We start from the raw sequence: 12100 nt of genomic DNA, 5'->3' as shown, positions 1-12100 counted from the left end.
CATAAAATTTATCACAACACAGTGTAGGTGTAATCATTTTGAAGTTAAATCTCTAAAAAGAGATTCTAAACTCGTGTTTTTTTGATTCAGTTGTAAAATTTTTAGTTTGTTATCATGTGCAAAATCGAACACATGAGAGCGCATGTCTTTGGAAGTGCTAAAGCTGATTTCATAAACAAAATCATGTGTGTTAATAACTGTTTTTGCATTTGGAAGCTTTAATAAAAATGCATTTTCAACACGGTAATCAAATTCTACAATAACAATTTGGTCATTACCTTCTTGTAGCTTTGCTAATTTTTTATCGGCTACTATTGTGCCTTTATTAATAATTATAACTCTACTACACATGGCTTCTACTTCTTGCATAATATGTGTAGAAAGAAAAACTGTTTTTGTTTTACCAATGGTTTTAATCAGGTTTCTAATGTCCACTAATTGGTTAGGGTCTAATCCAGTGGTGGGTTCATCCAATATTAAAACATCAGGGTCGTGTAGTAAAGCATTTGCTAATCCAACGCGCTGTCGATATCCTTTGGATAGTTGTCCAATTTTTTTATGGGCTTCAGCTGATAATCCTGTAAGTTTTATAACCTCTTCAATACGCTGTTTGCTAACCTTATATATATTGGCATTAAAACTTAGATATTCTTTTACAAATAGTTCTAAATAAAGTGGATTGTGCTCTGGTAAATAACCAATGCTTTTTTGAACTGCGTATGCATTTTCTTTAACGTTGTACCCGTTTACTTTTGCAGTTCCATCAGTAGCTTGAACAAACGTAGTTAAAATTTTCATCATGGTTGATTTTCCTGCTCCGTTTGGACCTAAAAAACCAACTATTTCAGGTTTGTTAACTTTAAACGAAATGTTATTTAAAGCTTTTTGATTTCCATAAAGTTTAGAAATACCAGTAACTTCTATTGACATATTGAAATTATTTCTTCAAAAATAATGATTATCCATAATTAAGCATTAGAACTTGGTAATGAATGTTGAAAATACAATAAAATAAATCTTTGGCTAAGTTTTAGAATAGCCGTGCTAAGGAGTGAACTTAAAAATGAAATCAAATAATATGTTTTGAAGTAATTTCAAGATATGATAGATTCTTTAATGCTTAATTTTGGATTGTTTAGTTTAAAGTAAATTTCACTATAAAATCTTTAATTTTTAGGATAAATGTGTAAAAAACTTATTGTAGAGTTTTGATTTGAAAAAATATTAATTACTTTAGCGCCCTGATTATGAAGACAACAATGAATAATACATATTTTAGCAACTTTTTTTATTTCTTTTTTAGCAAAGGAATCGAGACGTTGTATGTATAATTTATAAACATAAATTTTAATATGAGTCTCGATGAAAATCGGGACTTTTTTTTGTTCAACGTTTGTTGAACATCCCTAATGAAGATTGGGGTTTATAAATAAAATTAAATTTTGATTAAAACCGTAGCTATACAGGGTATTAAAGGATCGTTTCATCATATTGTATCATTACAATATTTTGATACTCCAGTAGAGGTCATTGAGTGCTTAACATTTGATGGTGTTGTAGATTCATTGCTTAAAGGAGAAAGTGATGCTGTTATTATGGCATTAGAGAATTCCATTGCGGGTTCCATTATTCCAAATTATGCTTTAATTGATAAATCAAACATGCATATTGTTGGTGAACATTATTTAGATATTCAGCATAATTTGATGGCTTTGCCTAATCAAGATATAGCAGATATTAAAGAAGTGTATTCACATCCTATGGCACTGTTGCAATGTAAGGAGTTTTTTAAAGAATACCCCCATATTAAATTGGTGGAGGATAAAGATACCGCTGAGGTGTCTCAACGTATTAAAAGCAATCAACTTAAAGGGGTTGGAGCCATTGCAAGTGTGATGGCTGCTGAAATATTTGAGTTAAATATTTTAGCACATAGCATTCAAACCATTAAACATAATGAAACAAGATTTGTTATAGTAAAAAGAACAAATTCTGAAGTGCCAGAGCATGAAATTAATAAAGCATCAATAAAGTTTGAAGCAGATCATAAACGGGGTAGTTTGGCAACTATATTGAATGTAATGAGTGATTGCAAATTGAATTTAACAAAAATCCAATCGTTACCAATAATAGAAACACCTTGGAAATATGCCTTTTTTGTAGATGTCACTTTTGAAACCTATTTAGATTTTAAAAAAGCGAAATCTTTAATAGAAATTATGGCATCAAGTTTTAAAGTTTTAGGAGAATATAAAAAGGCAAAGTTATGATTGAAGTAGCTAATAGATTATACACCGTTGAGGAATACTATTTCTCAAAAAAGATGAGAGAAGTTAACCAGTTAATTGCTAATGGAAAACCCATTATTAATTTAGGTATTGGGAGTCCTGATTTAGCGCCACCACAAAAAGTGATTGATGCTATTTCGGGGAGTTTATTTGAAACAAATGCTCATAAATACCAAAGCTATCAAGGGCTGCCTGAGCTTAGAGAGGCTATGGCTACTTTTTATAAAGAACATTTTAAGGTGTCTTTAAGTCCTGCTACAGATATATTGCCGTTAATGGGCAGCAAGGAAGGTATTATGCATATTTCAATGGCATATTTGAATGAGGGCGATCAAGTTTTAATTCCAAATCCAGGGTATCCAACTTATCAATCTGTAACACGATTAGTAGGTGCTGAGCCTATTTTGTATGAATTAGATGAAGCTAATAATTGGGAGCCAGATTTAAATACTTTAGAAAAATTAGATTTAAGTAAAGTAAAATTAATGTGGGTTAATTATCCACATATGCCAACAGGTGCGCCAGCAACTAAAAAGTTGTTTGAGGATTTAGTGGCTTTTGCACAAAAGCATCACATTTTAATTGTTAATGATAATCCGTATAGTTTTATATTAAATGATACGCAAATAAGTATTTTGAGTATTGAAGGTGCTAAAGAGGTATGTTTAGAACTTAATTCACTAAGTAAGACTTTTAATATGGCAGGATGGCGTGTTGGGATGGTTGTAGGAGATAGCACTCATATCAATAATATTTTAAAGGTAAAAAGTAATATGGATTCTGGGATGTTTTATGGTATTCAAAAAGGCGCTGTTGAAGCTTTACAATGTTCAAAAATGTGGTATGCCACTTTAAATAATGTTTATAAAGAACGCCGAGATTTAGTATGGAAATTAGCAGAGGCATTAAATTGTACATATGATAAAAATGCGACAGGTCTTTTTGTTTGGGCTAAATTACCGCCTTTGGTTAAAGCTGAGGAGTTTATTGACGGCGTGCTTAAAAATAAGCATGTTTTTATAACACCAGGTACTATTTTTGGTAGTCAAGGAGAAGGCTATATACGATTTTCTTTATGCGCAACTACCGAGGTTTTAGAAGAAGCGTTTGCAAGAATGAAATAAAGTAGCAATTGTAGCTAATTGTCATGTTATAGAAAAAAGGAAATAAGAATAATATAATAAAAACAGAAAAACCCGTAACAGTTCTTTTTCATATAGAAAGGATTAGGGAAAGGCTATTATGAAAAATATATACGCCATAGGAGTTGGTTTAATAGGTGGGAGCCTTGCTATTGATATTAAAAAGAATGATCCGAATGTTATTATTCACGGTATTAGTAGAAAGGATGCAACTCTTGAAGAAGCCTTAGCGCTTAAATTAATAGATAAAAAGGCAAGCTTAGAGGATATAAAAAATGCTGATTTAGTAATTATATCTATTCCAGTTGATGCTACCGTAAAATTACTACCAACGGTTTTAGACTTAGTTTCTGATACAGGTTTGGTTGTTGATGCTGGTTCTACAAAGGTTGATATTTGTAAAGTTGTTGAAAACCATCCCAAACGAAGAAATTTTTTAGCCATGCACCCCATTGCAGGTACCGAGCATTCAGGGCCAAGTGCGGCCATTGGTGGTTTATTTGTAGGTAAGACCAATATTGTATGTGAAGTTGAAAAAACAACCTTTAAACTTCAAGAAAAAGCATTAAAATTGTTTGCAGATATTGGTATGCGCATTCGTTATATGAATCCAGAGGCGCACGATAAACACATTGCTTATGTATCACATTTATCACATATAAGTTCGTTTATGTTAGGGAAAACGGTTATTGATAAAGAAAGAAATGAACGTGATATTTTTGATATGGCAGGTAGTGGATTTGCTTCCACTGTACGTTTAGCTAAAAGTTCACCAGAAATGTGGACACCCATTTTCAAACAAAATAAAACTAATGTTATTGAAATATTAGAAGCGTATATTAATAATCTTATACATTTTAAAGAGCTGATGGAACAAGATGATTTTGAAGCTATTTTTAATGAGATGAAGAACACCAATTATATAAAAGACATTTTAAAAGGAATTAGTTAAGAGTAAAATTATGGAAAACAAGAAAGAAATGAGAACCTGGTTAGATGATTTAAATTTAAATCATCCATTGGTAATTGCAGGACCTTGCAGTGCTGAAACTGAAGAGCAAGTATTAAAAATAGCGCATGAGCTAAAAGATACGGATGTTAGTTATTTTAGAGCAGGTATTTGGAAGCCAAGAACACGACCAGGAATGTTTGAAGGTGTTGGTGCATTAGGACTAAAATGGTTGCAAAAAGTAAAGGCGGAAACTGGTATGAAAATTTGTACTGAAGTTGCTAATGCAGCACACGTAAAATTAGCTTTAGAGCATGATGTTGATTTATTATGGATTGGTGCGCGTTCAACTGTAAGTCCTTTTATTATGCAAGAAATTGCAGATGCTTTAGAGGGTACAGATAAGCCTGTATTAATTAAAAATCCAGTAAATCCTGATTTAGCTTTATGGTTAGGTGGTATTGAAAGAATTTACAAAGCTGGCGTTAAAAATATAGGAGCTATCCACAGAGGGTTTTCAACATACGAAAAAACAAAATATAGAAACAATCCAGAATGGCAATTAGCTATTGAGTTTCAAAATAAATATCCAGATATCCCTTTAATTAATGATCCGTCACACATTACAGGAAAAAGAGATATGATTTTTGACGTATCTCAAACAGCATTGGATTTAAATTTTGATGGATTGATGATTGAAACGCATTACGATCCAGAAAATGCTTGGAGTGATGCAGCTCAACAAGTTACTCCGTCTAGTTTGATTCAAATTATGAAAGATTTAAAAATTAGAAAAGAAACTGATCCAGAAGCGGAGTATAATAAGTCATTAGATAATTTAAGAGCTCAAATAGATGTAATTGATAATCAAATTATTGATCTTTTAGGAAAGCGTATGAAAGCGGCTGATGGTATTGGAGCGCTTAAAAAATCTAAAAATGTTGCAGTATTACAAAGCAAACGTTGGAATGAAATTTTAGGTAAAATGGTTATTGAGGGAGAATCTCAAGGTTTAAGTGAGGAGTTTATCTTAAAAATGTTTAAAGCCATTCATCAAGAATCAATTAATCATCAAGAGAAAATTATCAATGGATAATTGGATTTTGATTAAGGTAAAAAAACCCCGCAACTGCGGGGCTTTTTTTTGTAGCAAAATATGTTTATAGCTTAGTTTTTTTAAAAATATAACGCGTAATAAAAATACCTTGATTGTCACTTTTGCCAGCATCGCTTTCCACAGCACTTGTTACAAAAGCCAATTCCCAGCCTTCTTCAACCATGGTGTTTATTTTAGAAGTGATAACGGCATCATTCGCAGCAATGTTCTGAAAACGAATACCACCTATGTTATAGAAGTTTAATAATTTGGTTTCATCAAAATCTTTTACTCTAATTTCACCTCTATCTGATTTATTACGTCCGTTATCGTCATCAGTTTGTGTAGACGTGAAATCTTTATAGTTTTTTTCTTCATTTGAACTAATAATTCTAGAGCGACCTAAACCATTAGGTACAATAGATTCTACACTGGTTACTACTTTGTATTCTAATTGTGCTTGCGTTTCAAAAAAAGCAAAGAAAGAAATACTAAAAATAAATAATAGTTTTTTCATGTTGTTGGATTTTTTATGATTATGGGGCTAATGTAGTTTATTTTCTTACTTTTTTTTAAGTTTAAAAGTCGTTAATTTGTAAAATATAATTTTATGGATGACAGGACACGTTTATAAATCTACAGGAAGCTGGTATACGGTAAAAACTGAGCAGGGAGAAATCTATGAATGCCGTATGAAAGGAAAATTCCGAATCAAGGGTATAAAAAGCACCAATCCAATAGCGGTAGGCGATGTAGTAGATTTTGAATTAGAAGCTGATAATGATAAAGTTTCTGGTATTATTTTTAATATTCATGACCGTACTAACTATATTGTTAGAAAATCTGTAAACCTATCTAAGCAAACCCATATTATAGCGGCCAATATAGATCAAGTGTTTTTACTTATAACTATTAATAATCCGCCTACTTTAACCAGTTTTATTGACCGCTTTTTAGTTACAGCCAATGCGTATTCGGTAAAAACTATTTTGCTTTTCAATAAAGTAGATACGTATGATGAAGATACTTTAAATGAGGTTAGATTTTTGGCACATACTTATAGAAAAATTGGTTATGAGTGTATTGGAGTTTCTGCTATTAGTGGCAAAAACGTTGATAAAGTAAAGGCGTTAATGCAAGGTAAAGTAAGTATGTTTTCAGGACATTCTGGGGTTGGAAAATCTACATTGGTAAATGCTATCGAGCCATCATTGGATATTAAAACTAAAGCGATTTCTACTCAACATATGCAAGGGCAGCATACCACAACTTTTGCTGAAATGTTTGATTTAAGTTTTGGAGCTCAAATAATTGATACGCCTGGAATTAAAGGGTTTGGTGTGGTTGATATGGATAAAGAAGAGGTGGGCGATTATTTTCCAGAGATATTTGCGTTAAAACAAGATTGTAAGTTTAATAATTGTTTGCATATTCAAGAACCTCATTGTGCTGTTAAAAATGCTTTGGATAATGATGAAATTGCTTTTTCGCGTTACCGTAGTTATTTGCAAATAATTGAAGGAGATGAGGAAAATTATAGAACTGATAATTGGGATAATCAATAAATGAAAGCTGTTATTCAAAGAGTTTTAAAATCAAGTGTCACTATTGAAGGGGAAACTGTGGCTTCAATAGATAACGGTCTTTTGATTTTATTGGGGATTGTTGATGAAGATTCTCAAGCTGATATAAAATGGTTGTCCAATAAAATTGCAAATCTTAGAATATTTAGTGATGACAATGGTGTCATGAATAAATCTATTATTGATGTTAATGGCAATGCAATTGTTGTTAGTCAGTTTACTTTATATGCAACCACTAAAAAAGGGAACCGTCCAAGTTATATCAAAGCAGCAAAACCAGATATTGCAATTCCTCTTTATGAAACTTTTGTAAAACAACTTGAAACTGATTTGAGTAAAAAAGTACAAACCGGTCAGTTTGGAGCCGATATGAAAGTAGAATTAATTAATGATGGCCCTGTTACTATTATAATTGATACAAAGAATAAAGAATAGTTCATCTGAGTTTTGATGTCATGATTCTTAAATTAAGAGTTTTCAAGAACTCCATCTCCTTGAAGTATCGAGTTGTTTTCCATTCTGTTTTATTTGTTTTTAGAGAAGTAAAAGAATTCACTTTCGGAATTATTAGGTTTATTTTTTAAAAGACTTCAAGTATTTTTCAATGGATTAAAATACATTTTATTATATGATTTTTTATATATTAGCTGTAGGATTTTTTTGTTATTTAATAAAGAAAATAATTATAAAACATGATTTTTCTCATTGAATTCAAAGCTTAATTGCTATATATTTATGGCTTTAATGTTATTTAAAACTTACTTATGGTTATAAAATATACCATTAATTGTTTACTACTATTTATGGCATTAGTGGTTTCTTCTCAAGAAAATATATATACCAGTTTTACAATTCCAGATAATTTGACACAAAACGCCAATGCTGTAATAAGGTCTCATGATATTATTGTGTCCTTAAAATCGTCAAAGGATATGTCTGTTGAAATAAAGCGTGTAATTACAGTACTTAATAAAATGGGGGATAGAAATATTGATGCCTACCTGTATTACAATAGCAATGTAAAAATAAATAATTTAAATGTATTGGTGTTTGATAATTTAGGTAATCAAATAAAAAAAATAAAGAAAAACGATTTTAAAGATGTAAGTGCAGTAGATGGAGGAACTTTATATTCAGATTACAGATTAAAATATTTGGAATATACGCCCATAATGTATCCATATACAATAGAGTTTATTTCTGAAATTGAAACGGATAATACAGCCTTTATTGACTCCTTCAGGCCATTAGATGGTTATTATGTAAGTGTTGAGAATAGTACCTATACTTTAAATTATTCAGAAGAAATTTCTATAAGAAAAAAAGAAAAAAACTTTGAAAAGGTTCAGTTGCACAAAGAAGAAATACCTGGAAAAATTTATTATAAAGTTGCAGAATTGCCTGCAATAAAACGCGAAGACCATAGTCCGTCATTTCGTAATATGGCACCGCAAGTATTTTTTGCTTCTGAAGAATTTAATTATGAAGGGGTGATGGCAAAAGCAGATGATTGGAGTAGTATGGGTAAATGGTTTAATAACTATTTACTAAATGGTAGATCTACTGTATCAGAAACCACAAAACAGCATATTTTAGAATTGGTAAAAGGCGTTGAAAACCCTGTAGAAAAAGCAAAAATAGTGTATCGATTTGTGCAGGACAATACCCGGTATATTAGTGTTCAAGTGGGAATTGGAGGTATGCAGCCTATATCTGCAGAAGAAGTGGATAAAGTAAAATATGGAGATTGTAAAGGTTTAACAAATTATACAAAAGCACTTTTAGAAGTTGTTGGTGTTAAATCAAATTATACCAGACTTTTTGCATCGTCTTCAGAGCGTATTAATGTAGATAAAGAGTTTGTGTCATTTAGCGGGCAAACCAATCATGTTATTCTTAATATTCCAATGCAAAATCAAGATGATATTTGGTTGGAGTGTACCAGTCAGAAACTGCCATTTGGATTTATTGGTGATTTTACTGATGATAGAGATGTTATGGTTATAACTCCAGAAGGAGGAGAAATTAAGCGGACCAAAAAGTATCAAACAGAAGAAAACATACAATTAATTAAAGGATATTATAGTGTGTCAACCAATGGCGAAATTTTTGTTAATGCAAAAGTATCTTCAAAAGGTATTCAATATGGTGATAAATACGAATTAGAATCTGAAACACCCAGAAATCTTGATGTTCATTATAAAAAAAGATGGAAATATATTAATAACATCCGAATAGAAAACATTGAAATTGACAATGATAAAACCAACATTCAATTTAATGAAACCATAAATTTTAATGCCAGCAATTATTCTAAACTCATAGGTGATAGAATGTTAATAACCGTAAATGCGTTAAATAGAAACACCTACATTCCAGACCGGTATAGAGAAAGAGCATTACCACTTAAAATTTACAGAGGCTTTAAAGATATAGATGAGGTTGAAATAGAATTGCCTACCGGTTTTAAAGTTGAATCATTACCAAAACCAAAGCATCTTGAAAATAAATTTGGGGATTATCATGCTGAAATTATTGTAAAAGATGAAAACACAATAATTTATAAAAGACAATTTTTGGTTAACGATGGTGATTATCCAAAAGAGGATTATGAGGCATTTAGAGATTTTTATAAAGAAGTTGCCAAACTTGATAATTCAAAAATAGCACTAATTAAAATTTAATTTCTTATGAAGCAATACAGTATTATTCTTTTTTTTGTTTTCAGTTTTTTGGCTAACGCTCAAGATTATAGATTTGGAAAAGTGTCAGAAGATGAACTTCAGGAAACATTCAACCCCTTGGATTCATCAGCAAGCGCTACTTATTTATACAAATACAGAAAAACCTATTTTAGGTATGATCATGACGAAGGGTTTCAGCTTATAACTGATGTGCATCAGCGCTTGAAAATATATAATCAAGAAGGTTTTAACTACGCTACAAAAGAAATTAACTTGTATAAGAGTGGTAGTAATGAAGAGATATTTGGTTATTTGAAAGCCAATACATATAATTTAATTGATGGCAAAATTGAAGATGAAAAGTTAGATAAAGATGGTGTTTTTAAAACAGAACGTTCAAAATATTATAATCAAGTAAAGTTTACTATGCCCAATATAAAAGAAGGTTGTATTGTAGAGTTTAAATATCAAATAGAGTCTCCTTTTTATTCTTTAGTGGATGATTATGAATTTCAAAATGACATTCCTATTAAAAAATTAGAGGCAGAATTTGAAGTGCCAGAGTTTTTTAAGTTTAAATTGAATACCAAAGGATTTTTGCCCATAACTCCCAAAACCGAATCAAAAAATGATAAAATTATATTTACAAATAAAACACGAGGATCGGCAAGTCTGTATGGAGGCGTTCAAGAAACTTCATATCAAACGAATAATTTAGATTTTACAAAAAGCATTACTTATTATGAGTTAACCGATGTGCCTGCATTAAAAGACGAGCCTTATGTTAATAATATTGATAATTATAGATCTTCTGTAAAATATGAACTTTCATACACAGAATTTCCAAATGCGATACCAAAATATTATGCAACAACTTGGGAAGATGTTGTTAAAAAAATATACGAAAGCTCAAATTTTGGTTTGGAGTTAGAAAGAACAGGATATTTTGAAGACGATATAGATGTCTTAATAGGAAGTATTTCAGATCCAGCAACCAGAGCAGCCATAATATATAATTTTGTAAAAACTAAAGTTAAATGGAATAAATATTATGGATATTATACAGATGAAGGTGTTAGAAAAGCCTATAAAGACCAGGTTGGAAATGTAGCAGAAATAAACCTCATGCTAACGGCTATGCTCCGTTATGCAGGATTAGATGCTAATCCGGTTTTGGTTAGTACTCGGCATCATGGAATTCCTTTGTTTCCAACACTCGATGGTTATAATTATGTAATTTCAGGAATTGAAACACCCGAAGGGACCGTGTTGTTAGATGCTACAAATAAGTACAGTTTGCCTAATATACTACCTTTTAGAGCTTTGAATTGGGAGGGACGAATAATAAGAAGCAATGGAAGTTCTGCAGCTGTTAATTTATACCCCAATCAAAAATCAGCAAGTACAATAATTATGATGGTTACTTTAGCAGCAGACGGATTGCTTGAGGGATCTATCAGAACTATTAAGAATGACCATAGTGCTATGTTTTATAGAGAACAGTATAATGAATCAAATAAAGAGCAGTTTTTAGAGAAATTAGAAAATAAATATAATGGTATTGAAATATCAGATTTTACGGTTGCTAATGAATCCGATTTATTGAAACCTATTATGGAAACCTATAAATTTTCTTTAGAAAATCAGGCAGATGTTATTGGTGATAAAATATATTTTTCACCCTTGTTCTTTTTACGAACCAAATCAAATCCTTTTAAATTAGAGTTTCGTGAGTTCCCAGTAGATTTTGGGTACCCACAAAGTTCAGTTTATAGAATTTCAATAAATTTGCCACAGGGATATAATGTAGAATCATTGCCAGATTCAAAAGCATTTACGCTCCCAGATAACATGGGAACTTTTACCTATCAAGTTGTAAATGTTGTTGGAGGTTTGCAATTAACTGTAAATGAGCAAATTAATTCCTCAATAATATCGTCGCAATACTATACAGCATTAAAAGAGTATTTTAAACAAATAATAGAAAAGCAGAATGAACAAATAGTTTTAACCAAAGCATAATGAATATACAAAACGCACAAAAAATAGTAGATAATTGGATTAATGAGCATGGTGTACGTTACTTTAATGAACTTACTAATATGGCGCAACTTACCGAGGAAGTTGGTGAGGTAGCTCGTATTATAGCAAGACGTTACGGAGAGCAAAGTGAAAAAGAAAGTGATAAAGAGAAAGATTTAGGTGAAGAATTGGCAGATGTGTTGTTTGTAGTGTTATGTTTAGCAAACCAAACAGGAGTAGATTTACAAGAAGCTTTTGATAAAAGAATGGACAAAAAAGCAAAACGTGACCATGATAGGCATCATAATAACGAAAAATTAAAGTAAATTTGCAGCT

11 protein-coding genes are annotated in these 12100 nt (G+C 31.1%); 9 read left to right on the top strand and 2 right to left on the bottom strand.

Annotated features, from left to right (window positions below; genetic code table 11):
- Positions 1–33: 33 nt before the first annotated feature.
- Positions 34–930, bottom strand: coding sequence for a gliding motility-associated ABC transporter ATP-binding subunit GldA (gene gldA, locus APS56_RS07330; RefSeq protein WP_054726664.1), 897 nt, complete (start codon positions 928–930; stop codon positions 34–36).
- Positions 931–1442: 512 nt separating this feature from the next.
- Here gldA and APS56_RS07325 point away from each other — a divergent pair.
- The 4 genes from APS56_RS07325 (at position 1443) to APS56_RS07310 (ending at position 5475) form a co-directional block, all read left to right on the top strand.
- Positions 1443–2270 carry a prephenate dehydratase gene (locus APS56_RS07325; protein WP_054726661.1) on the top strand — a complete coding sequence of 276 codons (828 nt, stop codon included), beginning with the start codon at positions 1443–1445 and terminating at the stop codon, positions 2268–2270.
- Positions 2267–3412, top strand: a complete 1146-nt coding sequence (locus tag APS56_RS07320; RefSeq protein WP_054726659.1) for a pyridoxal phosphate-dependent aminotransferase — start codon at positions 2267–2269, stop codon at positions 3410–3412. Before APS56_RS07325 ends, APS56_RS07320 begins: the two co-directional genes overlap by 4 nt.
- Positions 3413–3530: 118 nt before the next feature.
- Positions 3531–4382 (top strand): prephenate dehydrogenase, encoded by an 852-nt coding sequence (locus APS56_RS07315; protein ID WP_054726656.1) that lies wholly within the window; start codon positions 3531–3533, stop codon positions 4380–4382.
- 10 nt (positions 4383–4392) lie between these two features.
- Entirely contained in the window at positions 4393–5475 is a 1083-nt protein-coding gene (locus APS56_RS07310) for a bifunctional 3-deoxy-7-phosphoheptulonate synthase/chorismate mutase type II (protein WP_054726653.1), read from the top strand.
- A gap of 64 nt (positions 5476–5539) precedes the next feature.
- Here the strand turns inward: APS56_RS07310 and APS56_RS07305 are convergent, their stop codons facing one another.
- Positions 5540–5992 carry a hypothetical protein gene (locus tag APS56_RS07305; protein ID WP_054726650.1) on the bottom strand — a complete coding sequence of 151 codons (453 nt, stop codon included), beginning with the start codon at positions 5990–5992 and terminating at the stop codon, positions 5540–5542.
- 97 nt (positions 5993–6089) lie between these two features.
- On the opposite strand from APS56_RS07305, the gene rsgA reads away from it, so the two are divergent.
- From rsgA to APS56_RS07280, 5 genes are all read left to right on the top strand, one after another.
- Complete coding sequence (gene rsgA / locus APS56_RS07300) at positions 6090–7040, top strand: ribosome small subunit-dependent GTPase A (RefSeq protein ID WP_054726648.1); 951 nt, start codon at positions 6090–6092, stop codon at positions 7038–7040.
- Positions 7041–7493, top strand: a complete 453-nt coding sequence (dtd, locus tag APS56_RS07295; protein WP_054726646.1) for a D-aminoacyl-tRNA deacylase — start codon at positions 7041–7043, stop codon at positions 7491–7493.
- 329 nt (positions 7494–7822) lie between these two features.
- Positions 7823–9742, top strand: a complete 1920-nt coding sequence (locus tag APS56_RS07290) for a DUF3858 domain-containing protein (RefSeq protein ID WP_054726643.1) — start codon at positions 7823–7825, stop codon at positions 9740–9742.
- 6 nt (positions 9743–9748) lie between these two features.
- Entirely contained in the window at positions 9749–11764 is a 2016-nt protein-coding gene (locus tag APS56_RS07285) for a DUF3858 domain-containing protein (RefSeq protein ID WP_054726640.1), read from the top strand.
- Positions 11764–12090: a nucleotide pyrophosphohydrolase gene (locus APS56_RS07280; protein ID WP_054726637.1), complete on the top strand. Its 327-nt coding sequence runs from the start codon at positions 11764–11766 to the stop codon at positions 12088–12090. Before APS56_RS07285 ends, APS56_RS07280 begins: the two co-directional genes overlap by 1 nt.
- Positions 12091–12100: the final 10 nt, after the last annotated feature.

It is taken from the genome of Pseudalgibacter alginicilyticus, from assembly GCF_001310225.1.
Lineage (GTDB): Bacteria > Bacteroidota > Bacteroidia > Flavobacteriales > Flavobacteriaceae > Pseudalgibacter > Pseudalgibacter alginicilyticus.
Note: the sequence above shows the minus strand (reverse complement) of the source record. Positions and strands in the feature narration are given on the sequence as shown.

What these genes read in the sequence shown, in the direction of transcription:
- gldA (WP_054726664.1), bottom strand. Translation starts at nt 930, where the DNA reads ATGTCAATAGAAGTTACTGGTATTTCTAAACTTTATGGAAATCAAAAA.
- dtd (WP_054726646.1), top strand. Translation starts at nt 7,041, where the DNA reads ATGAAAGCTGTTATTCAAAGAGTTTTAAAATCAAGTGTCACTATTGAA.
- APS56_RS07305 (WP_054726650.1), bottom strand. Translation starts at nt 5,992, where the DNA reads ATGAAAAAACTATTATTTATTTTTAGTATTTCTTTCTTTGCTTTTTTT.
- rsgA (WP_054726648.1), top strand. Translation starts at nt 6,090, where the DNA reads ATGACAGGACACGTTTATAAATCTACAGGAAGCTGGTATACGGTAAAA.
- APS56_RS07285 (WP_054726640.1), top strand. Translation starts at nt 9,749, where the DNA reads ATGAAGCAATACAGTATTATTCTTTTTTTTGTTTTCAGTTTTTTGGCT.
- APS56_RS07320 (WP_054726659.1), top strand. Translation starts at nt 2,267, where the DNA reads ATGATTGAAGTAGCTAATAGATTATACACCGTTGAGGAATACTATTTC.
- APS56_RS07290 (WP_054726643.1), top strand. Translation starts at nt 7,823, where the DNA reads ATGGTTATAAAATATACCATTAATTGTTTACTACTATTTATGGCATTA.
- APS56_RS07280 (WP_054726637.1), top strand. Translation starts at nt 11,764, where the DNA reads ATGAATATACAAAACGCACAAAAAATAGTAGATAATTGGATTAATGAG.
- APS56_RS07310 (WP_054726653.1), top strand. Translation starts at nt 4,393, where the DNA reads ATGGAAAACAAGAAAGAAATGAGAACCTGGTTAGATGATTTAAATTTA.
- APS56_RS07315 (WP_054726656.1), top strand. Translation starts at nt 3,531, where the DNA reads ATGAAAAATATATACGCCATAGGAGTTGGTTTAATAGGTGGGAGCCTT.